A 24,990-nucleotide genomic window follows, 5' to 3' on the forward strand; every position below is an offset into this window, starting at 1 on the left:
GCAATTGAATCTCTGTTATGCTTCAATTTATTTCGATGAACGTGTGTTTGTTTAATTAGGGATTGAAGTGCAGAAATAAATGTGAAGTTGCCTCTATACCTTGCTTTTGTTTCCCGACAAGTCTATTTTAGGAAAAACTACTATTGGTAGAACTACAACATTTTTATTGAAGCTAAACGAACCTAAGCGTTTAATGATCAGACAAGCTTTAATATTGCAGAAACTTTACCCTTAGATTTACATAAACTGCGATCACCTTGCCAATTCGTGATGATAGATTTAGGCGATCGCCCTGATTAATCCCAGCTTAACCACTAGGTTAGTAACGCCTCAATTTTGCCGATCACTTCATCAATAATACTTACAGAAGCCTTCTCAATAAAATCGATCCTTCTCGCTTGCCAATCTAAACTCTTAATCTGATCGGCAAGAATCACTCCCTTAGTCTTAGTATCCGTGAGTAGAACCTCAAACTTCCATCCCTTAGTTTTAGAAGTAATCGGACAAAGCAGAGCCAAATTTGACCGTTGATTATAGGCGATCGGCGAAATCACAAAAGCAGGACGATGCCCAGATTGTTCATGCCCAGCCTGTGGGTCGAAATCTAACCAAACAATATCACCACGATCAGGGATGTATAGCTTCACCATGCTTCATTCCCAACTGAAACACCCGTAGAAACTTCTACTTGGAGATGCTCGGAAGTCATCCCATCCAGCAATTCATCTAGAGTATATTTTTTGCGCCGATGCGGAGTCAAAACAATCTTGCCATCAACAATATCAATACTGATTTCGCTTCCTGCTTGAATTTGCACCTGTTCAGCTATAGCTTGCGGAATGCGTACAGCTAAACTATTACCCCACTTAGCGATCGCGGCAGTCATACAAATCACCATCAATGTATCTATATTGTATCTACATTAACTCAATTCACGGCTCATATCAGCATCAGTAGAGATAAATTTACGATCTTTAGCTTCTTTGATGCGATCGCCTTAGCTGCTAAGTTTTGCTAAACATTGACCTGTGACGCAGTATTAACTGAAGCTTATTTTTTATTACAAAGAATTCAATCTGGACGGGAAAAAGTTTTGCAACTGGTCAAGCAAAGATATATTAAGAAACCATTTCAGAAGTACTTGCAGAAAAGGGAGTGCAATGCACTCCCTTTTCTTTGTTTGAATTTAGACAAATTCAGCTTCGATGGTTTCAGGTTGTTGCTGAGGACGTGGATCGAACTCGAACAGAGAGTAGACAACATCGCGACGGATCTGGGTCATCATGTCTAGGAAGATTTCGTAACCTTCGCTCTTATATTCGATTAAAGGATCTTTCTGACCATAGCCGCGTAGACCAACTGACTCACGCAAAGCTTCCATTGCTTGTAAATGATCGCGCCAGAGAGAATCAATCCGCTGCAAGATAAAGAAGCGTTCAGCTTGACGCATCAAACCAACTTGTAAGGATTCCACTTGTGCTTCTTTGATTTCATAGGCGCGGCGAACTTCTTCACGGAGGAAAGCTTGCATCTCAGGCAAAAACATATCATCAAGCTGATCTGGTTCAAGATCTTGTAAGAGATTCACAAATTCCTTGATCTTTTTCACCATCGCCGCAAGGTTCCATTCTTCGGGTGGAAGTTCTGGATTTACATAGGCGTTGACGATATCATCCATGGTGCGTTCGGCATATTCGATCACGCGATCGCGCAAGTTTTCGCCCTCAAGTACGCGACGACGTTCAGCATAGATGGCTCGACGCTGATTATTCATCACTTCATCGTATTCAAAGACTTGTTTACGGATGTCGTAATAGTAGGTCTCTACTTTCTTTTGGGCATTTTCTAGAGCGCTGGTCAGCATTCCTGAACTAATCGGCATATCTTCCTCAACGCGGAAGGCATTCATCAAACCTGCCACGCGATCGCCTGCAAAAATTCGCATCAGATTATCTTCAAGGCTGAGGAAAAATCTGGTGGAACCAGGGTCACCTTGCCGACCGCAACGACCGCGTAACTGGTTATCCACACGGCGAGACTCATGACGCTCAGTGCCAATCACATGCAAGCCACCTAGTTTCGTTACCAGCTTATGCTCATCATCGGTGACTTCTTCATATTCACGCTTAATTAAGGTGAAAGCATCACGCAGCTTTTGAATAACTTCATCATCGGTAGGAGCTTTTTCAGAAGCAACCGCAAGCATTTCTTCTGCTTCCAATTCCGATTGACTCATTCGGCCTAACTTCTCAACTGCAAAGTCTACAGCTTCTTTGAGCATGGCTTGGGCATCTTTAGAGAGTTCACAAGGATAGAGACTATCGGATACTTTCCAAGTCTTTTTCTTTTTGCCGTCCGTTGTGCCGAATCCCTGCCCTTTTTGAGGACGATCGCTAAACATGCGCTGACCTTCATTGGTGAAGTCATCATCATCTTCAGGACGAACAATCATCGGCATAAAGCTCTCACGTACCTTCAGACGCGCCATATAGTCTGCATTACCACCAAGGATAATGTCCGTACCACGACCCGCCATGTTCGTCGCGATCGTGATCGAGCCTTTACGCCCTGCTTGAGCAACGATTTCGGCTTCGCGTTCTACGTTCTCTGGTTTCGCATTGAGAAGATTATGAGGAATTTCTTTTTCACTCAACAAACGTGCGAGTACTTCAGATTTTTCAACGCTGGTAGTTCCAATTAGTACAGGACGACCTGATTCATGCATTTCGCGGCATTCTTCGGCAACGGCTCGCCACTTAGCTGCTTCAGTTTTGTAGACTACATCCGACCAATCACCACGACCACTCTTACGGTTAGTGGGCATAGTTGTGACTTCAAGGTTATAGATTTTTCCTAGTTCAGCTTCTTCGGTCTTGGCTGTGCCAGTCATGCCGCCAAGTTTTGGATAGAGCAAGAAGAAGTTTTGATAGGTGATTGTGGCGAGAGTTTGAGTTTCATTCTCAATGTCCGTGCCTTCTTTTGCCTCGATCGCTTGATGCAAACCATCGCTCCAACGGCGACCTGGCATGACGCGACCTGTAAATTCATCAACGATCGTGACTTCACCATCGCGGACGATGTAATTCACATCTTTGAGGAACAATTCTTTTGCTTTCAGTGCGTTAAATACATAATGCGCCCAAGGATCAGCTTGGTCAAATAAGTCGGAAACGCCAAGTAATTTTTCGGCTAGCTCAAAACCTTCATCAGTCATGACGACGTTGCGTTGCTTTTCGTCAATTTCATAATGGGTTTCTGGTTGCATTTGATCTGCGATCGTGACTGCACCTAAATATTTCTCGGTTGGACGCTCAACCATACCCGAAATAATTAGGGGTGTTCGTGCTTCATCAATCAAGATTGAGTCAACTTCATCAATTACACAGAAGTTAAAGGGACGTTGCACCACTTCTTCGATGCTAGTCGCCATATTGTCGCGTAAATAATCAAAACCTAGTTCGCTGTTGGTGGCATAGGTGATATCACAGCCATAATTTTTGCGGCGCTCGATTGGCTCCATTGAGTTTTGAATCAAGCCTACCGACATACCCAGAAAGCGGTGCACTTGCCCCATCCACTCTGCGTCACGACGAGCGAGGTAGTCGTTTACGGTGACTACATGCACGCCTTTACCTGAAAGGGCATTAAGGTAGCTGGGCAAGGTAGCAACGAGAGTTTTGCCTTCTCCTGTCTTCATTTCGGCAATTTCACCGCGATGCAGGATCATGCCGCCGAGCATTTGCACATCATAGTGACGTAGACCTAAAACGCGGGTAGCTGCCTCACGAACAACGGCAAAGGCTTCGGGGAGGAGATCATCAAGAGGTTCCCCTTTTTCGAGTCGCTGTTTAAACTCTCCTGTTTTTCCTTGCAATTCGCGATCGCTTAGCACCGCTAACTCTGGGGCTAGGGAGTTAATGAGAGCCACTTCGGGACGGAGTTTGTCAAGCTTACGCTTATTAGGATCGCCAATCAGGTTTTTTAAGTTAAACATAGCTACCGAATGCAGTTAAAACAGGGGATGCGCCAAACGTGATATTTAATACGATTTTGGACTACAAGTATATATTACCCGACTGTTGAGATTACAAGCTTCGGATAACCGAAGCGATCGAGATATAAAAAAATGTTGCTTTGCAACATTTTTTTATATCTCGATAAAATTAAAACCCAAAAAACTACACCGTCCGCTGCGCGGGCGGTGTAGTTTTTTTTGGTTTTGCTTGGTTTTTTATTGCGCGTAATAAGCCCTTGTACCTTTAGCATCGATCGCTTCACTCAGACGCGTTAAGGCATGTACATAGGCGGCTGTCCGCATGGAGACTTGTTTTTGGTCAGCAATTTTCCAGATTCTCAGAGTTTCGGCGATCATGCTGTGTTTGAGGCGATCGTTTACCTCTTCGAGTGTCCAATATAAGCCACTACGATTCTGTACCCATTCAAAATAACTGACGGTGACACCACCTGCGTTCACAAGAATATCAGGAAAAACCATAATTCCGCGTTTTTCCAAAATTGCATCCGCCGCAGGAGTGACGGGCCCATTCGCGATCTCGAAAATATATTTAGCGCGGATCTCGTGAGCATTGTGTTCAGTGATTTGATTCTCTAGCGCCGCAGGAATCAAAATATCGACATCAAGTTTGAGCAATTCTTCATTGGTAATCGTTTGATGTTCAACGATATTACATACTGAATCCTCGCAGTACACTGCCTGAAAACTGCGAGTCGAATTTTTGTAACTGATGATGCTCGGAACATCTAGCCCTTGCTTTGCATAAATGCCCCCCTTAGAATCGCTTACCGCTAGAACCTTGTAGCCTGCCTTACTCAATAAGTCAGCGATCGCAGCGCCCACATTCCCAAATCCCTGCACTGCTACAGTGGTCTTTTCACGTTGCATTTTTAACAACGGCAGCAAAGTCTCGATCGCAAAAAATGCCCCTAAGCCCGTTGCTGTTTCACGTCCGAGACTGCCACCCATAGCGATCGGCTTGCCTGTTATCGCCGCAGGACAAAGCCGACGTTGAATATTGCTATATTCATCCACCATCCATCCCATGATTGTCTGGTTAGTCTGAACATCGGGCGCAGGAATATCCACATCTGCGCCCATAAAATCCGCGATCGCATTGATATAGCCGCGACTAAGTCGTTCTAATTCAAACTTGGATAATTGTTTTGGATCGACGGCTACTCCACCCTTTGCACCTCCAAATGGTAAATTCACTGCTGCACATTTAAAGGTCATCCAAAATGCTAAAGATTTTACTTCATCCATGTTTACATTAGGATGGAAGCGAATTCCACCTTTGGTAGGTCCCCGCAAATCGTTGTAGCGCACTCGATATCCTTGAAAAACTTTCAAGGTTCCATTATCCATTCGCACAGGAATAGAAACTTGTAAACTCGCTTTCGGCGCTTTGAGTCGCTCGATCGCGTCTTCAGAAATATTTACATGGGCGATCGCATCTGCTAATCGCTCGCTTGCTTGCTCGAATAAAGACTCTGACACCAAGACCTCCTATATTCTGTGATTAAACATCTTAGGATAACTTTCATGTTTATATCCGCACAATACAGTATTTCACTTAAGGCAGTTCACATCATTTAAAGAGTTCACATCATTTTGAAGATATATGTACGCGCTGCAAAAAAGTATGACATTACAAAAAACATGAGAAGATTATGTCAGAGTTTAATTCAGCTTCGCGAGCTAAAAATTGATGCTAAGAAAACAATCGTCATTTGGATATCTTCTGGCAACCTGCATACTGGCTTCAGCAAATGGTGTTCATGCCCAGAGTATCAACACTGGTGCTAATGGATTAAATACAAACGTCGATCAAGTAGGAAACCAATACAACATCACGGGTGGAACACAGGCTGGTGGCAACTTATTTTATAGTTTACAAAAATTAGGGCTATCTTCAGGGGAAATAGCCAATTTTCTGAGTAATCCAAATGTTCAGAATGTCTTAACTCGTGTAACGGGTGGAGAAGCTTCGCTAATTAATGGATTGATTCAAGTAACGGGTGGAAACTCTAATCTCTTCATCATGAATCCTGCGGGAATTGTGTTTGGTGCAAATGCGAGTTTGAATGTGCCTGCCAGTTTCTCGGCTACAACTGCGTCAGGAATCCAAGTGGGAAATGGCTGGTTTGGAATTAATAGTAGCGTTGATGAGGTTCGCAACCTTACTGGTAATATTACGGGCTATGCTTTTACGAATGCTTTGCCTAGTGTTGCTCCAAATTCATCAGGTGTAATCCTGAATGAAGGGAATCTGAATGTCAGTACTGGAAAAAGTGTGACCTTAGTTGGTGGTATGGTCGTAAACACAGGCACGATCGCAACACCTTCTGGCAACATCACGATCGCTGCGACCCCTGATAATAAATTTATCAAAATCACCAGTGAAGGTAGTTTAATCTCTCTCGAACTACCGATCGCTGATCGGCAAGCTGTTGGAAATGCGCCTGTATTAAAAGCTGTAGATTTACCTAGTCTGCTGATTGGTAAAACCACAGGAACTGCGATCATTAATAGTGAGCTAACTGCCACGAATATTGACATCCTGAGCGATCGCTACGACACCAGCCAAGCAACACTAACCGCCAACAATCTCCAACAAGGATGGAACTATGTATTTATTGATGCCAATGTCAAGAACTATCAAACCCTAGTTAATGGGACAGCAGGTGGCTCAAATGTTAATGTCATTGAATCCAATCAAAATGGCATCAGTAAAATTAGTCAGACCCTTGCTAATGTAAGAGGAGCGAATAGCCTCCATATTGTTTCGGAAGGAGACAAAGGCAACTTTTGGGTCGGCAAAGATTTTATTAGTAATGAGAGAATAGGAATGTATGAGAATGATTTCTCAGCATGGAAATTATCCCTTTCTCCTGCGGCAGAAGTGATGATTTATGCTTGCAACCTAGCAGGAGATGCTAGCGGCAAGGCTTTGGTGCAGAGCATTGCAAGTTTTACAGGTTCACCTGTGGCGGCTTCGACTGATAGAACTGGAGGTACAGTTAGCAATGCTAACTGGAATTTGGAGTACAGTACATCAGCAGTGCGATCGCAAACGATTTTTACAGCAGCAACAAAGCAAAATTATGCGAATGCCCTAGCTTTGTATACAGTAATCAATAATCTTGATAATGGCATAGGTTCTCTACGAGATGCGATCGCTACAGCCAATGGTACTGCTGGTGTTGGTGATAACATTGCGTTTAGTCCGACTGTCACTTCGATCTTATTAACAACAGGAGAGTTAAATATTACCGACAACCTAACCATTAATGGTGGTGGTTCGGTCACAGTTAGTGGCAACATTCCTTCTCGAATCTTCAATATCGGTAATAACAGTACCGTCAATATCGATGGCTTAATAATTAGTAATGGTTCCGTTAATGGATTTGGTGGGGGAATACTGGTCAATACAGGATCAACACTAAACCTATCCAACAGTACTTTATCTAATAATTTGGCTAGTGGTGGAGGGCTTAATGGAGGTGGTGCTATTTACAATAATGGAACAACCACAATTTCCAACAGTAATTTCACAAACAATTCGTCTGATAATTATGGCGCTTCTATTTATAACGTAGCTGGCGTTCTTAATATAATCAATAGTACTTTCTCTGGCAATACAGGAATAAGCGGTGCTATTGATAATACTGATGGCGGCATAAGCACTATTTCTAATAGTACATTCTCTGGCAATATAGCGACAAGTGATGGTGGTGCTATTTCTAACTATACTGGAACAGTTGAGATTTCTAATAGCACCTTTTTTAATAATTCGGCTACAAATGCTGGCGCGAATGGTGGTGCAATTCGCAACTATGATGGTCAGATTACAATTTCAAACAGCATTTTAGTTGGAAATACGGCTGCAAATGGAAATGAAGTCTTCCTAGGTGGTGGCATTGGCACAGTTAATTTTATAGGGACAAACATTGTTGGTACAAATGGGCTAAGTGGTATTACGGGTACGGGGGCTTTTACTGGGACACCCATCACACCAACTGGCTCAGCCAACACAGTTATTAACACCACCCTTGCCGATAATGGTGGTTCTACCAGAACCCATGCTCTTGTGACAGGAAGTATCGCAATTGATGCAAGCAGCACTACAGGCGGAGCAATACCAACGACTGCAGATCAGCGTGGCACTGCCGCTAATGGTATTCGCGATATTGGGGCTTTTGAGGTTGCATCACCACCTCCAGTCATACCTCCAGTGGTGACACCTCCAGTAGTCGCACCTCCAGTGGTCACAACAAGACCAGATATCGATCCTAATAAAGAGACTCGACAAAATAACGAGAACAAAGTTTTGACTTTATCATCACTAACGCCAGTAGCATTTCTCTCCAACGATGACATTGAATTCCAGCGTCTTGATAGATTTCTGATCATAATCGTCGAATTGATGAATAAAGATGGTGGAGATTTGGCGATTAATTCTAATGATATATGGAAGGACGCAAATATCAGTATTTTTGATCAGTCAGCCAATCAAGATGTAATTAAATTAGCAATCCGTCGATCAATTGGTAAGTTTATTGGCAATGAATATATTGATCTAGTAGATGTCACCTTTGAAACTAAAAAAGACAAGAAAAACATTCTGCTTAAGGTTCGTAAGTCACCTAAACCTGCGAAGTTTCTCAAGAATTAAATGATAAGATGCTTGACTTAATTTTTTAAAAAAGTAAGTCAAGCATCTTATTCTGTTCAGGCTTAATGGATGTAAGCTTTTAACGCACAGTTTATTTCAGGCTATATTACAGGCTTGAAATATATCAACCGTATAATTAAATGGTGTGAGCAGACTAATGACCAAACAAACAAGAGATTCCATCAAGAGCTTACTGTGGACAATCGTAATTAGCTCAGGATATTTTGTGCTCCCCAGCTATGCTGAAACGATCGCATTAAACCCAAGGAATCCAAAGCCAAAAGAGACTACTGCCAAGGTAACCAAAACCGCGATCGTACAAGTCAACCCCATTAATCAAGTACAGCTAATCGGCAATACCGTCCTCACACCCAAAGCGATCGCATCTATCCTTCAACCACTCCAAGGCAAAGCCATCACTCTAGAGCAAGTCAAAGCTGCTGCCGAAGCCATCACCCAGATCTATATCAGCAATGGCTACATCACCTCAGCTGCTCAATTTGACCCAAGCGATCCTCAAAGCGTTGTTAATGGAGTTGCCCAAATCAAAGCAATCGAAGGGCAAATAGAACGGGTTGACATCTTAGGCACTGTTCAAACCAATCCCGACTATGTGCGATCGCGAGTAGATTTGGGAATTTCTAAACCATTCAATGCCAACGCCGTTGAAGATCAATTGCGACTCCTAAAAGCCGATCCTCTATTTAAAAAAGTAACCTCAAGCCTCAAACCCAGCACCGAAGCAGGTAAAAGCTTATTAGTTGTCCAAGTAGAAGAAGCAAAACAGTTTGGCGGCTCCGTCAGCTTTGATAACTATTCACCTGTTGCTGTTGGTTCCGAACGCATGGGTGTCGGACTAACCTATCGCAACCTCACAGGGCTTGGAGATTCGCTGTCAGCTTCCTATTATCGCAGCACCACAGGAGGCTCCAATCTCTACGATTTTAGCTACAGCATACCCATCAATCCGATGAATGGAACAGTAGCAATTCGCTACGCACCAAATAACTATCGGATTACCGATCCAGACTTCGCTGCCTTTAATATCCGTGGCGCAAGCAGTCTCTATGACATCGTTTATCGTCAACCCTTGATTCGTAATCCCCGCGAAGAATTCGCTCTATCTCTAGGCTTTGCACATCAGACAGGACAAACTTTCTTGTTTGAGAACCTTGCAACTCCTTTTGGGATTGGCCCTGATGTCAATGGAGTTAGCACCACTAGCGTATTTCGCTTTGGTCAAGACTATACTTTGCGCGACAATGAAGGCGCATGGTCATTGCGATCGCAGTTCAATCTTGGCACAGGACTATTTAACGCCACCTATGTCACCACTCCTAATGCTGGCTTTTTTAGCTGGATCGGACAAGCTCAAAGGGTGCAAGTGCTAGGCTCTGATGCGCTTCTAATAGCCTCTTTTGATTCGCAGTTGTCAGCTAATCCTTTACTTCCTTCTCAACAATTCACGATTGGCGGGGGACAATCACTGCGAGGATTTCGCCAAAATGCGCGATCAGGTGATAACGGGATTCGCTTTAGTCTTGAGACTCGTTTAGTAGCGATGCGAGATCAAGAAACTAACAGAGCAATTCTCCAAATCGCTCCTTTTATCGATCTCGGAGCAATTTGGAATCATGGCAATAATCCTACACCTTCATCATCACAAAACTTTCTAGCCGCAGGTGGGCTAGGTCTCATGATTGAGCCGATTGAGCGGTTCCTGATCCGAATTGACGCGGCTATTCCATTTCTGAACTTGCAAGGACGTGGCAATAATCTTCAAGATGCTGCTATTTATTTCAGCACTAGCTATCAGTTCTAATCTGCGAATGCGATCGCTGTTAATATTGAATAAGTTTAAGAGGGCATAAAGCTATGACTGTTGCAGCAATTAGACCCACAACTATAGATAAATTTCTAGCACTGCCAGAGACAAAACCTGCCTCTGAATTTATTCATGGACAAATCACACAGAAACCAATGCCTCAAGGAGAACATAGTTTATTACAAGGTACACTCTGCGAGACCATTAGCCAAATTGCTAAACCAAAGCAAATTGCTCTAGCCTTCCCAGAGCTACGCTGTGTTTTTGGTGGGTTAGCGATCGTCCCAAATATAGCTGTATTTCGTTGGGAGAGAATCCCTCGTTTGCCATCGGGTCGCATTGCTAACCGTTTTGAAACATATCCTGATTGGGCAATTGAGATTCTCTCGCCCGATCAGCGATATAAACAAGTCTTAGCAAAATTATTACATTGTGCAGAATATGGTACTGAGCTAGGTTGGTTACTTGATACAGAAGACGAGACCATTTTAGTAGTGGATAGCGATCGCCGAGTAAGAGAATTTAAAAATAGCGATCGCTTGCCAGTTCTCACAGGAATTGATTTAGATCTAACTGTAGAGCAAGTCTTTAGTTGGTTGAGCTTGTGACTTGATAGATTTTTGAAGTAGGAATTTCTACCAGCCACAATCAGTTTTGAAGCAAGTCCGCCGTTGGCGGACTTGCTTCAAAACTGATTTTTACAATGAGAATTGCTGGCTCGCTACTGGGTTATTCTCGCAACCCCTTGCAATAGGCTAATATAGGAGATTAGAACAGCATTTCGTCATAAATTGCTAGTTTAATTTAAGTATATTTACTCAGGCAGACCTGCGTGCAAGCAATAGACCCACAAGAATTATATCCCTTTGAACTTGACCCGTTTCAATTACAGGCAATCGCCGCATTGCAAGCTGGTAAGTCGGTCGTTGTTTGTGCGCCAACTGGTTCAGGCAAAACTTTAATAGGCGAATATGCGATCCATGCAGCTTTAGCAGGTAATCGCCGCGTTTTCTATACCACCCCCCTCAAGGCGCTATCAAATCAGAAACTGCGAGACTTTCGGCAGCAGTTTGGCGATGATAATGTGGGCTTGCTCACAGGTGATACCTCTGTCAATCGTGATGCACCAATCTTGGTGATGACTACCGAGATTTTTCGGAATATGCTCTATGGTACGCCTATCGGTGAAGTCGGTACTTCGTTGACAGATGTGGAAGTAGTGGTACTAGATGAATGTCATTACATGAACGATCGCCAACGGGGAACTGTGTGGGAAGAGTCAATTGTGTACTGTCCTACAGGAGTGCAACTAGTTGCGCTCTCGGCGACTGTAGCAAATAGCCAACAGCTAACCGATTGGATTCACAAAGTACATGGCGACACTGAATTAATCTATTCTGATTTTCGTCCTGTGCCTCTTGAGCATTCCTTCTGTAATAACAAAGGCTTTTTCCCACTACTAGATAGCTCTAATGAAAAGATTAATCCTCGACTAAAACCGCTTACTAATAAGCCCCCATCAAAAGAAGAAAGACATAAAATCGTCCCCCCGATTGGGGCCGTAATTTCGCATCTGCGCCAGCGTGATATGCTGCCAGCGATTTACTTTATCTTTAGTCGTCGAGGTTGCGATAAGTCGGTCACGGACTTGGGGAATGTCTCTCTAGTCAGTCCGACCGAAGCCCTGAGATTGAAACCGCAAATTGATGCGTTTGTGGCTGCAAATCCTGAGATTGGTAAACCTGCACATATTGATGCTCTTTATCGTGGCATTGCCGCTCATCACGCAGGGATTTTACCTGCATGGAAAGGCTTTGTTGAGGAGCTTTTTCAACAGGGCTTAATCAAAGTTGTATTCGCGACGGAAACTCTTGCCGCAGGGATTAACATGCCAGCGCGAACTACGGTAATCTCTAGTATTTCCAAACGTACCGATCGCGGACATCGATTGCTTAATGCTTCGGAGTTTCTGCAAATGGCAGGAAGAGCAGGAAGGCGCGGCATGGATGAAGTTGGCTATGTCGTAACTGTGCAAACTCCCTTTGAAGGGGCTAAGGAAGCGGCTCATCTCGCCACATCTGGAGCTGATCCTCTGGTTAGTCAATTTGCACCGAGTTATGGAATGGTGATGAACTTGTTGCAAACCCATTCCCTTGATCAAGCTAGAGACTTGGTAGAACGGAGCTTTGGGCAATATCTTGCCGATCTTAATCTCGCGCCACAAATCCAAAGTCTCGAATTAGTCATCGAGCAAATCGCTAAGTTAGAGAAAGATCTTGCCAATATCGATTTGAAGCAATTAGAAGTTTATGACAAATTGCGCGATCGCCTCCGAGAAGAAAAGCGGCTCCTAAAAATGCTTGCTGCGCAAGCGGAAGAGATGCGCTTAAATGATTTGGCTTCCTACGCGCCCTATTTGCTGTCAGGCTCACCGCTCACAATCCGCACTAATAAGGGCTTGATTGTGCATACAGTCCTCGCAGCAAAAGTACAAGGCTCTGGGCAGTTTCCTTGGTTTGTCTGCCTTGGTCGCGATAATCGCTGGTACACAGTCGGTTATAAAGACATTGTCCAAGTTGGTACAGATTTGTTGCTTGATGGTGACATCGAATATCCTGCAAAGCTGCCATTGCGTCCAGGGCAGTCGATCGATGGTGATGAAGCCTGCTTTGCGATCGCCCAAAAAATTACACCATTACCCGATCCAGAACTTGCTCCTGAAGTAATTAAACAGCAGTCGAGAGTAATCGCGATCGAGTCAGAAATGAATCAACATCCTGTCTCAAAAATGACCGATCGCGGTGCTGTGTTCAAAAAAGTTAATCGGCTCGAACAATTGCAGCGCCATATCGAGTTTCAGCAAAAGGTGGTCAATGAGCGCCGACAAAGACATTGGCAAGAGTTTATGAGCTTAGTCAATATCTTGCAATTTTATGGATGTCTTGAAGATACCCAACCCACCGATAAAGGTAAAGTTGTAGCGGCATTGCGTGGTGAAAATGAACTATGGTTAGCTCTATGTCTAATGTCAGGAGAGTTAGATAACCTCGCTCCCCATCACCTCGCTACCGTCTGTGCTGCGATCGTGAGCGAAAACAGTCGTCCTGATAACTGGATCAAATTTGGTTTATCGCCAACGGTGGAAGATGCCCTCGATGGTTTACGCGATCGCCGTCGAGAATTAATGCCAGTTCAACGCCGACATTTAGTCGATATTCCTGCATGGCTGGACTATGAGCTAACAGGACTAGTGGAGCAATGGGCGTTGGGAATGGAATGGTCGGAGCTATGTCAAAATACGAATCTTGATGAGGGCGATATTGTCCGCTTGATGCGCCGCACGATTGATTTGCTATATCAAATTCCCCATGTACCGAATTTGCCCTCTCAAATCTATTCATCAGCCAAGCAAGCTGCGCAAATGATCGATCGCTTCCCTGTCAACGAGGTTATTTAAGAAACCATTTAAGGACATTTCTCGTAAAGAATCTCCCATCATCTTGATGTAGCAATGTAAGAGATAGCTAGGACAAATCAAAACCCAAGTAAGTGAAGGCGGCACGAAGTACCGCCTTCACTTACTTGGGTTTTATGTCCTAAGTAAACCTTACATTACTATAAAAGTTGGAATTACCCCCTTTAATTCCCCCTTGCAAAGGGGGAAGACTAGAAATCTTTTTCCCTCGCCTTTGCAAGGACAGGGTTAAGATGGGATAAATTTTAAATGAGAAATCTCCTAAGCCCTCGTAGCAAATTGGCAATAAATCATGTTTCTCCGACTGGCTTCTAGGCTATATTTTAAGTAGTTCGCTGACCTACCACCTTCTAGAAACAATGAAACCAATCGTCAGTCTCCTACATACCTCTAGCTACGAAACAGCATCACTGATGCAAGCCCTAGAGGCAGTACTAGCACCCCTAGGAGGTATGTCTAGCATCGTCAAAGCTGGCGATCGCGTTCTCCTCAAACCCAACCTACTGACAGGATCACGTCCTACCAAAGAATGCACTACCCGACCAGAACTGGTGTACTGTGTTGCCAAAATGGTGCAGGATGCTGGGGGTAAGCCCTTTTTAGGTGATAGCCCTGCTTTTGGTAGTGCCAAAGGCATAGCCAAAGCAAATGGCTTGTTACCTCTTGCAGAAGAACTTGGAATCCCAATCGTCGAATTTCATGGTAAGCGCTACGAAACTGAAGGGGAAGGGGAGCTACAACATTTACGGCTGAGCAAAGAGGCGATGGATGCGGATGTGGTGATTAACTTGCCTAAGGTGAAGTCTCATATGCAACTAACCCTGACTCTGGGAGTCAAAAATCTCTTTGGCTGTGTACCAGGCAAAATGAAAGCTTGGTGGCATATGGAAGCTGGCAAAGATGTTGAAAGATTTGCGCAGATGCTAATTGAGACAGCGAGAGCGATCAATCCTGAATTGACGATCCTTGATGGTATCGTCGGACACGAAGGCAACGGGCCCAGTGCTGGTGAGCCAAAAGATTTAGGGGTTTTAGCGGCTTCCTGTGATGTATTTGCGCTAGATCGGGTTATGGTGGAGATTCTCGGAGTTAAGCCTCTTGATGTGCCAACGGTTGCCGCCGCTATACGCACTGGGCTTTGTAGTGATCTCGATGCCATTGACATCATCGGCGAGCCGATCGCTAATTTGCAAAGCAAAGATTGGAAACTACCTGAAACGATGATGGCGATCGACTTTGGAATGCCCAGAGTTTTGAGATCGACCTTTAAACATCTCTATATCAAGTTTATTAAAGAACCGCTCAGTACCTATGCCCGCACTTAAAAGCCCACCGCTAATTTTAGTGGTCGAAGATGCACCTGACAACCAAGTTTTGGTGGAGCAGGTGTTTCAAGATTCAGGCTATCGCGTCACTTGCATCCAAGATGGTCAAGCCGCTCTAGATTGGCTAGAAACTAATCATCCCGATCTGATTTTGCTGGATTTATCTTTGCCAGAGGTAGATGGCTGGGAAGTTGCCAGACAACTTAAAGCTAGCGATCGCACTTCACAGATCCCAATTATTGCGGTAACTGCTCATGCGATGAAGGGGGACAAAGAATCTGCGATCGCCTCAGGTTGTGATGATTATCTGACAAAGCCATTGGACATTGATCTATTGGAATCTTGTGTGAAGCAATGGTTAGATAAGCGATCGCAGTAGGGTGATACTCTGCGACAGCCTACCTTACGAACAGTTAGTCAAAAACAAAAGCTTATACTTACCTATAACTTAGACTAAGATTTAGAAAGAGTTTTAAAACTTCACTTAATAAAAATTCCATTTATTCATTCGGTATGGGTATGACTTTGCGTCACTCATAATTAACCAAACCATTAACTTATCAAATTTAGGAAATTGTTTTATGTCTGGTCGCGTTGGAGTAATACTATTAAATTTAGGAGGCCCTGAAAAGTTAGATGATGTCTATCTTTTCTTGTACAATTTATTCGCTGATCCAGAAATCATTCGCCTCCCATTTCCCTTTTTACAAAAGCCGATCGCCTCACTGATTGCCGCTAGTCGCGCTCCGATCAGTCAAGAAAATTACCGCATGATTGGCGGCGGTTCACCATTGCTCCAGATTACCAAAGAGCAAGGCGAAAATATTGAAAACGTATTACAGCGTAATGGAATTGATGCAAAGGTTTATGTAGCAATGCGCTACTGGGCTCCCTATACCGAAGAAGCACTCGCTCAAATCAAACAGGATGGGATTACTCGTCTTGTAGTGCTGCCGTTATATCCTCAATATTCGATCAGTACTAGTGGCTCAAGTATCAAGCAACTCGATAAGCTCTGGGAAAATGATCCTGAACTACAAGCGATCGAAAAAATCACGATTGAGTCTTGGTACGATCGCACTGGCTATATTCGGGCGATGAATGACCTGATCAATACTAAATTGCAGTCTTTTGCGGAACCTGAGAATGTACATATTTTCTTCAGCGCTCATGGTGTGCCAGTGAAATATGTGACTAAATACGGCGATCCTTATCAATCCGAAATGGAAAACTGTGTTGATGGGATTATGAAGGCTCTCCGTCGCGATTATCAATGCTATAACGCCCACACTCTTGCTTATCAGAGTCGCGTTGGGCCAGTTGAGTGGCTGCAACCCTACACTGAGGAAGCAATTAAGAATTTAGCCAAGCGCGGTGTTAATGATCTTTTGGTTGTTCCCATCAGTTTTGTGTCTGAGCATATTGAGACTCTGCAAGAAATCGATATTGAATATCGAGAAGTTGCTGAAGAAGCTGGTATTCATAACTTTGATCGCGTTCCTGCATTAAATAGCCATCCAGTTTTTATCAATGACCTTGCCGAATTGGTAATGGAATCTCTCGGCTCTACTAAAGCTGCGGCGATCGCGGTGTAGATTACGCAGCCCAGCACTCAAGTGCGGGCTGAAAGCTCAAGTCGGTTGAAACCGACTGAAGAATAAGTCTAAATTAACCCGTTTCAACGGGTTTTAGCTCTTAGCCCGCACTTGAGTGCAGGGCTGTTGATGGTGCATTACGCTAACACATCCTACAAGAAGGATTTTTGGTTTCTCCGACAGGCTGCTAATTGGTATAGCGGTTTTCAGTTGAGTGTGGTGCAAAAAATGTAGGGGCAATTCATGAATTGCCCCTACATTTTTTGTGGTTTCTGTACAGTGGTCATCTGAAAACCACTATACTCCCTTCCCAGTGAAAAATTAGACGTTGCGGCGCGAAGCGCCGCAACGCTAATTCTTGGTTTTATATGGCTATTTCTTTGGTGGGAAGGGAGTATTAATGAGATTCTGTAATGAATTAGGATTTTACTCTTAACTTCATCACAACATTGATAATATTGACGATATGTCATAAATCCATAGGAAGCTAGTCATGCCTGATTCAGAATCGAAGGATTTATCAGAATCTGAACAAGCGCTACAAGAATGCTCAGCAATCGTCGCCATCGGTGCATCAGCAGGTGGCTTAGAAGTATTTACACAAATTCTCGAAGGTTTACCAGTGGATACTGGTATGGGCTTTGTGCTGCTTCAGCATTTAGCTCCGCAACATGATAGCCAGTTAAGTGAGATCTTACGGCGTTCTACAAAGATGCCTGTCAATGAAGCTCGGGAAGGTATGAAAATCATGCCAAATTCGGTGTATGTAATTCCGCCGAATACTTCGATGACTCTGGAGCAGGGCATCTTGAGGCTCGAACCGCGCCATCGGGTCAAAGGCAAATATATGGTAATCAATGAATTCTTTAGTTCCCTTGCCGCCGATCGCAAAGAGAAATCGATCGCCGTGATTTTATCTGGGAGCAATGAAGATGGTACAGCAGGTATCGGCGCAATTAAAGCCGCAGGAGGAATCACCTTCGCTCAAGACCTCACCTCAGCAGAATTTCCCACCATGCCGATGATTGCGATCGCATCGGGTTATGTGGATTTTGTGTTATCGCCTGCGGAGATTGCCGCAGAGCTGGTAAACATCAGCAGAAATGACCATGATGAAGTAATAAGTACTGCAATTACTCTTTACGAAGCTGAGGATAAATCGGCGTTAGTTTTTACAGAAACAGCAGAAAGTATCGCAGCTTTATCAATTATTTTTGAAATGTTGCAGAGATCGACTGGAGCCGACTTTCGCTATTACAAGAAAGGGACAATCAGACGGAGGATGATGCGGCGAATGGGTTTGTTGGATCTCAAAAAAGTGGAAGACTATGCCACCTATTTGCAAGCACATCCCAGCGAAATTGAAAAACTATACAATGACCTTTTGATTAATGTGACTAGTTTCTTTCGCGATCCCGAATCTTTTAAATCTTTGCAGAAATTAGTATTTCCGATTATTTGTGAAAATAAATCGCTGGATTTACCAATTCGGATTTGGGTAGCGGGCTGTGCGACGGGCGAAGAAGTTTATTCGATCGCAATTAGTTTATTGGAATTTCTCGATGATTTCCCGATTAAGCCTGCCATTCAGATCTTTGCTACGGATATTAGCGAGCAGGCGATCTCAACTGCAAGGGCTGGAGTTTACCATCATAATTTGCTGATTGATGTCTCTCCAGAGAGGTTGCGGCGCTTTTTCATATCCGCAGATGGGGGCTATCAGATTAGTAAATTGGTTAGGGAATTATGTATATTTGCTCGACAAAATTTAACTAGCGATCCTCCGTTTTCGAGATTAGATCTGATTAGTTGCCGCAATATGCTGATTTATCTAGAACCAGTGCTTCAAAAGAAAGTGATGCCAATTTTTCACTATGCACTTAATGTCAATGGTTTTTTGATGTTGGGAAGTTCTGAAGGAATTGGCAATGCGGTAGATTTGTTTGAGCTGGTTGATAAGAAGAATCGCATTTATAAGGGTAAAATCACAACATCAAGGATGAATTTTAACTTTACTAAAAGCCGACAGATGAGTGAGCTAGTAAATCGGGAACCCCGCAGTGAAAAGACTGAGGAAACAAACTTAGAATTGCTGGCTGATCAGGTTATTTTAACTCGATATGCACCTGCGGGTGTGATCATTAACGCCGATCTAGAGATTTTGCAGTTCCGAGGACAGACCAGTCCCTACTTAGAGCCATCTCCTGGTAAGGCGAGCCTAAATTTGCTCAAGATGGCTCGATTAGAATTGCGCCTAGATTTGCGATCGGCTATATATAATGCCATAGATCAAGACTTGCCGATCACCAAAGATGGCATTGAGATGTCGAAAGGATTACTTATCAAGTTAGATGTAATCCCTTTAAGAGCCAATGGCGATCGATTTTTTTTAGTGCTATTTGAGAGCCGTCCATCGCAAATATTGCTCGCACCTGCCGCCGTCAGCCCACTCCCTAAGTCCCGCAAAGAACGAGCAATTAAGACGGATACGGATATGGAAGTAGTGCGACTTACCCATGAGTTAGAAAAAACTAAGGAATATTTGCGATCAATCATTGACGCTCAAGAAGCGAATAACCAAGATCTCAAGGTCGCTGGTGAAGAGATCTTGTCAAGTAATGAGGAATTACAAAGTACCAATGAAGAATTGGAAACTGCTAAAGAAGAAATCCAAGCCACTAATGAAGAGTTAGGCACGATTAATGATGAATTACGCAGTCGCAATATCCAGTTGCATCAAGTCAACAATGATATGCAAAATCTGCTCAGCAGTGTGAATATCCCCATTTTGATGTTGTCAGGCGATTTGCGAATTAGACGCTTTACACCATTGGCTGAGCAAGCATTTAATTTGATTGCGAGTGATGTGGGGCGACCCTTTAGCGACATTCAGATTAACCTTGATGTGCAGCATATCAGAGACTTGGTGACATCGGTAATTGATACGCTGATTCCCTATGAACAGGATGTTCAGGATCATTTAGGTAATTGGTTTAGCTTGAGAATCCGTCCCTATCGAACTACTGACAATCATATTGATGGAGTGGTGATTAGTCTCATTGATATCGATCAGCTTAAGCGCAATGCGATGGAGTTAGAAGCAGCCCGCAATTATGCCACAGCGATCGTGGAGACTTTACATCAGCCTCTGATGGTTCTAAATGCTGACCTAGAAGTGATTACGGCAAATCGCGCCTTTTATGAAATCTTCCAAATACATCCTCATCAAACTGAACAGCAGTCGATTTTTGCACTGGGGAATGGAGATTGGAACACTCCCAAACTGCGATCGCTACTAAATGACATTCTTCTGTTGGATATTTCTGTCCAAGATTATGAAGTTACGCAGAACTTTGCTCAGCTTGGCACACGTACGATGTTGCTCAACGCTTGTCGGATTGAGCAAGGTAATGTCGGACAGATGATTCTGATTGCGATCGAAGATATCACCGAACGCAATCTCCAAAAGCAGCAAATGGTTGTCAAAAACCAAGAATTATCGGCAGCAATAACTGCTTATGAACGCGCAAATCAAGCTAAGAGTGTGTTTTTGGGCAATATGAGCCATGAATTACGCACGCCTCTAAATGCGATCATGGGCTTTTCCCAAATTCTCCTATATAATCCACATCTAGATATTGAAGCTCAGGAATATCTAGGAATCATTTTGCAGTCTAGTGAACATTTGCTTTCACTAATTGAAGATCTGCTCGATATATCTAAGATCGAAGCCAGAAAAACAGAAATCAATCCAAATCTTTTGTCTCTATCTAATTTCTTGGAAGTCACAGTAGCAATGATTGATTTCAAGGCTAGGGAGAAAAATCTCACCTTGACAACTCAGTTTGCACCCGACCTTCCCGAGACCATCTATGCAGACCAAAAACGCTTAAGACAGGTCTTGCTCAATCTGCTTAGCAATGCAGTCAAGTTCACCGAGACTGGGACAATCACTTTTTCTGTCACGTTAAGTCAATCAACTAGCTCCAATCAGCGAATACAGTTTGCGATCGCCGATACAGGTACAGGCATGTCTGCCGCCGAGATAGAGAAGATATTCTTACCCTTTGAACAAGCTGGCAAATCTGAAATGAGAACACAAGGTGCTGGTTTAGGCTCAGCGATCAGCCAAAATCTAGTCCAAAATATGGGCGGTGAAATCAAGGTCGTCAGCGAAGTCAACGTGGGTAGTACCTTTAGCTTTGAGTTAGACTTATTAGGAAATCAACCACAAGCCCTGATTAACCCAGCAACAGAAGCGATCGCCCTATTACCACCAAAAGCTGAGAATGCGATCGCAGAAGTAGCGATCGAGGTTCAGGATAAATTAATATCAGGATCAGCTAAGCCATTGAGCATTCTGATTGCTGAGGATATGGACTATAACCAAATGATGCTCAAGATACTTCTGGAGAGCTGGGGACATAAGGCTGACATTGCTAATAATGGATTGGAGGCAATAGCTATGCTGAGGGAGAAACCCTACGATGTAATTTTGATGGACATCCAAATGCCTGTACTAAATGGAATCGAAGCCACAAAAAGAATTGTCGCTGAATGGGATCAAGCATCTCGTCCTTACATCGTGGCAGTGTCTGCTCAAGAAGAGCAAGAAGAATTTGCCACATTAGGAATGGATGCATATATCAGTAAGCCCATCGACTTTGCTCAGCTAGAGGAAGTTTTAGAAGCCATTTAAGAATTGTCTAGATCCCCCTCCTTTTTAAGGGAGATTGAGGGGGATCTCTTAGTGATTTTGACCGCAGAAAGCAATTTTTTATAGTTTCTTAAAGATCTAGGCATCTAGACCCCTAAATCCACCAATTCTGGGGGACTTAAATATGTTTCCCTCCAGAATTGGGGGCTAGGTGGCAAAAACTACAATTCTTAAATGGTTTCTTATATATACCCAAAAGTGCGACTCCCACAACCGAGCCGCTAAGCCAGTAACCGATCGCTAAATGCTTGGAGCCAACACTTGGGAAGATTTTACTTTTCTCTCCATTTGCGGCTTGCAAACGACGTTGACGAGTTATATCAAGTCAAGGAATGGTTACGCCATTTCTTTCTTGATTCAAAAAACCTTACTGGGTTTAGTTCTCAATTCAGGCAAGTGTTGTCTCACTTTCGTGAATTGGTATAAAGTCCAAATAGAATAAAGGCGGCGCTTCGCGCCGCCTTTATTCTATTTGGACTTTGATTTGTCTCAACTATATTCAATCTGAATATTCGCTTGATTGTTGGATTAGTTTTGCCACCAGCCCTGTCCAGCCAGTTTGATGGCTAGCACCAATACCTGAGCCATTATCACCATGAAAATATTCATAGAACAACACTAAATCTTTCCAGTTAGCATCAGTATCAAATTTTGATTGTTTACCATTTTGTGAATCATTTACAGGGCGATCGCCATGCTCGTCTCTTACAAAGATATTAATTAAACGTTGAGATAGCTCGGTGGCAATATCACTCAATGTCATCAAATTCCCTGAACCAGTTGGATACTCAATCTTAAAGCTATCGCCATAGAAGTGATGGAACTTCTGTAAGGATTCGATAATCAAATAATTAACAGGCATCCAAATTGGTCCCCGCCAGTTAGAGTTTCCGCCAAATAATCCGCTAGAAGATTCCGCAGGCTCGTAATCAACTCTATATTCACTCCCATTTGCTCGCCAAATATAGGGATGTTCTTTATGGAATTTAGATAGAGCACGAATGCCATATTCACCTAAGAATTCACTCTCATCTAACATTTTGGCAAGAATGCGCTGAAGCTTATCGCGATAGCAGATAGCAAGTAACCGTCTAGCCTCCATCCCACAGGTTTCCATGCAAGAAACATTTTGAGTTAACTCAGGATGATGGGTGATAAACCAATGCATTCTATTTTTGAACTCAGGCAATTGATCTAGTAGCTCTGGATCTAGTGTCTGGACTGCAAAGAGCGGAATCAGCCCCACAAGCGATCGCACTTTTAGTTTTAATTGATTCCCAGAGGGTAGATTGAGAACATCGTAGTAAAAACCATCTTCCTCATCCCAAAGCTCAGTATGCTTCTCCCCAACTTTATTCATTGCATCAGCTATATAAAGAAAATGCTCGAAGAATTTCGTCGCAATATCCTCATAAACATGATTCTCTTTGGCAAGTTCTAAGGCGATCGTTAGCATGTTTAGGCAATACATACCCATCCAGCTAGTCCCATCGGCTTGCTCAATATATCCGCCCGTGGGGAGTTCAGCGCTACGATCAAATACTCCAATGTTATCTAATCCCAAAAAGCCGCCTTCAAAAACATTTTTGCCTTCGCGATCTTTTCGATTTACCCACCAAGTGAAGTTTAACAAAAGTTTCTGAAAAACGCGCTCTAAGAATTTACGATCGCTATTGCCATACATCTTCTGCTCAATTTTATAAACTCGATAGGTCGCCCAAGCATGAACAGGAGGATTGACATCACCGAAAGCCCACTCGTAGGCTGGGATTTGCCCGTTTGGGTGCATAAACCATTCGCGAGTAATCACATCAAGTTGTCGTTTAGCAAAATCTGGGTCAATCATCGCGATCGGAATCGTATGAAAAGCCAAATCCCAAGCCGCAAACCAAGGATATTCCCATTTGTCGGGCATCGAGAGAATATCTTCAGATTCCAAATGGAACCACTTAGCATTGCGTCCATTAAGGCGATCACTTGGTGGCGTGGGTGTAGCTGGATCGCCCTCTAACCAAGGCTTTACAAGGTAGTTATAATACTGCTTACTCCATAACATTCCCGCAAAAGCCTGTCTCTGCACATTCCGCATATCATCCGACATCGCAAATGGAGAAATATGCTGATAAAACTCATTGGCTTCGCGTAATCTCGTTGCTATGATATCGGCTTCTGTTCCCAATACCAGCACATCTGGGGCAATATCGCTCAATCTCAATCTGACAACTTTAGTATCACCCGCTGCGATCGCTAGTTCATAGTGTGCAGATGCCTTTGTGCCTTGTTGTTGTGGATTTACCGATGCTTTCCCATCGACTATATAGTCATTGATGCCGTCTTTCACATATTGGGAACTATTCCCAGTTCCAAAAAGACGCTGATAATTGGTTTCATTTTCCGTAAATAGTAATTCTTTACTCTCTGGACAATAGAGCCACATTTGACCTAGTTGCTCGTGGCTAGCCGTAATAATATCTGAAGAATGCGCCTTTAGCGATGGCTTTTTGCTATTGTCCCAAGCCCAAGTATTGCGAAACCATAGTGAAGGCAGGAGATGGATAGTTTGCGAATCGGGCGCGTGATTGGTGATGCTAATTTGGATCGTAATATCCTGAGGCGAGTTTTTTGCATATTCAACCACCAAATCAAAGTAGCGATCGCTATCAAATACACCTGTATCTAATAACTCAAGTTCTCGCTCTTGCCGACCACGATGTTTATTCCCATTTACTAACTGTTCATATGGAAAAGCCGATTGAGGATACTTATAAAGATATTTCATGTAGGAATGTGTGGGCGTATTATCTAGATAGAAGTAATACTCCTTCACATCTTCGCCATGATTGCCTTCGCTACCAGTTAACCCAAACAATCTTTCTTTAATAATCGGATCGCGCCCATTCCAGAATGCGATCGCAAAGCAGAGCAACTGATGATCGTCGGAAATGCCAGCAATTCCATCTTCGCCCCATCGATAGGCACGCGATCGGGATTGGTCATGCGAGAAATAATCCCAAGCTTCTCCTGTCGGGCTATAATCTTCGCGCACTGTTCCCCATTGCCGCTCGCTAAGATAAGAGCCCCATTGCTTCCATGGTTTGCCACTTCTGGTTTCTACTAATCTAGCTTGCTCTGGATTCATCATATTTCTTTATAGGAGTATTTCTACTTTTACTAATCAACAGGACTTGCGTAAAATCGCGTGGGCTTCCTATTCTACCAAAGCACAAAATGGAGTAGCCATTTTGTGCTTTTAAAACCCTTGCTGGGTTTGTTTTTAATCCACAAAAGTGTCGTCACACTTTTGTGGATTGGGATTCTACAATAGAGGCAATTCATGAATTGCCTCTACATCTAATTCGA

13 protein-coding genes are annotated in these 24,990 nt (G+C 43.4%); 8 read left to right on the forward strand and 5 right to left on the reverse strand.

What is annotated here, in order from left to right; all coding sequences use genetic code 11:
- Positions 1-314 precede the first annotated feature (314 nt).
- The 4 genes from mazF to PseudUWO311_RS22930 form a co-directional block, all read right to left on the reverse strand.
- Positions 315-650 (reverse strand): endoribonuclease MazF, encoded by a 336-nt coding sequence (mazF, locus tag PseudUWO311_RS22910; RefSeq protein ID WP_142657541.1) that lies wholly within the window; start codon positions 648-650, stop codon positions 315-317.
- The gene (locus PseudUWO311_RS22915) at positions 644-886 is read right to left on the reverse strand and encodes an AbrB/MazE/SpoVT family DNA-binding domain-containing protein (RefSeq protein ID WP_142657542.1); all 243 of its coding nucleotides are present in this window, start codon (positions 884-886) and stop codon (positions 644-646) included. Before PseudUWO311_RS22915 ends, mazF begins: the two co-directional genes overlap by 7 nt.
- Positions 887-1,186: 300 nt before the next feature.
- Positions 1,187-3,994, reverse strand: a complete 2,808-nt coding sequence (gene secA, locus PseudUWO311_RS22925; RefSeq protein ID WP_142657543.1) for a preprotein translocase subunit SecA — start codon at positions 3,992-3,994, stop codon at positions 1,187-1,189.
- Positions 3,995-4,231: 237 nt separating this feature from the next.
- Positions 4,232-5,515 carry a Glu/Leu/Phe/Val family dehydrogenase gene (locus PseudUWO311_RS22930; RefSeq protein ID WP_142657544.1) on the reverse strand — a complete coding sequence of 428 codons (1,284 nt, stop codon included), beginning with the start codon at positions 5,513-5,515 and terminating at the stop codon, positions 4,232-4,234.
- Positions 5,516-5,726: 211 nt separating this feature from the next.
- Here PseudUWO311_RS22930 and PseudUWO311_RS22935 point away from each other — a divergent pair, with 211 nt between their 5' ends.
- The 8 genes from PseudUWO311_RS22935 to PseudUWO311_RS22970 all read left to right on the forward strand — a co-directional run bounded on the left by PseudUWO311_RS22935 (position 5,727) and on the right by PseudUWO311_RS22970 (position 21,612).
- Positions 5,727-8,693, forward strand: a complete 2,967-nt coding sequence (locus PseudUWO311_RS22935) for a DUF4347 domain-containing protein (protein ID WP_142657545.1) — start codon at positions 5,727-5,729, stop codon at positions 8,691-8,693.
- A 157-nt stretch (positions 8,694-8,850) separates the two neighbouring features.
- Positions 8,851-10,515, forward strand: a complete 1,665-nt coding sequence (locus PseudUWO311_RS22940) for a ShlB/FhaC/HecB family hemolysin secretion/activation protein (protein ID WP_142657546.1) — start codon at positions 8,851-8,853, stop codon at positions 10,513-10,515.
- A 53-nt stretch (positions 10,516-10,568) separates the two neighbouring features.
- Entirely contained in the window at positions 10,569-11,126 is a 558-nt protein-coding gene (locus PseudUWO311_RS22945; RefSeq protein ID WP_142657547.1) for a Uma2 family endonuclease, read from the forward strand.
- A 224-nt stretch (positions 11,127-11,350) separates the two neighbouring features.
- Positions 11,351-13,975: a DEAD/DEAH box helicase gene (locus PseudUWO311_RS22950; RefSeq protein WP_142657548.1), complete on the forward strand. Its 2,625-nt coding sequence runs from the start codon at positions 11,351-11,353 to the stop codon at positions 13,973-13,975.
- Positions 13,976-14,352: 377 nt separating this feature from the next.
- A complete protein-coding gene (locus PseudUWO311_RS22955; RefSeq protein WP_142657549.1) occupies positions 14,353-15,318 on the forward strand; it encodes a DUF362 domain-containing protein in 966 nt (321 codons plus the stop codon).
- Complete coding sequence (locus tag PseudUWO311_RS22960; protein ID WP_142657550.1) at positions 15,305-15,697, forward strand: response regulator; 393 nt, start codon at positions 15,305-15,307, stop codon at positions 15,695-15,697. The genes PseudUWO311_RS22955 and PseudUWO311_RS22960 overlap by 14 nt, the downstream gene beginning before the upstream one ends.
- A 202-nt stretch (positions 15,698-15,899) precedes the next feature.
- Positions 15,900-16,913, forward strand: coding sequence for a ferrochelatase (gene hemH / locus PseudUWO311_RS22965; RefSeq protein ID WP_142657551.1), 1,014 nt, complete (start codon positions 15,900-15,902; stop codon positions 16,911-16,913).
- A gap of 493 nt (positions 16,914-17,406) precedes the next feature.
- Positions 17,407-21,612 carry a chemotaxis protein CheB gene (locus PseudUWO311_RS22970; protein ID WP_142657552.1) on the forward strand — a complete coding sequence of 1,402 codons (4,206 nt, stop codon included), beginning with the start codon at positions 17,407-17,409 and terminating at the stop codon, positions 21,610-21,612.
- Positions 21,613-22,129: 517 nt separating this feature from the next.
- Here PseudUWO311_RS22970 and PseudUWO311_RS22980 read toward each other — a convergent pair.
- Positions 22,130-24,769 carry an MGH1-like glycoside hydrolase domain-containing protein gene (locus PseudUWO311_RS22980; protein ID WP_263403017.1) on the reverse strand — a complete coding sequence of 880 codons (2,640 nt, stop codon included), beginning with the start codon at positions 24,767-24,769 and terminating at the stop codon, positions 22,130-22,132.
- Positions 24,770-24,990: the final 221 nt, after the last annotated feature.

It is taken from the genome of Pseudanabaena sp. UWO311 (assembly GCF_006937785.1).
GTDB lineage: Bacteria > Cyanobacteriota > Cyanobacteriia > Pseudanabaenales > Pseudanabaenaceae > Pseudanabaena.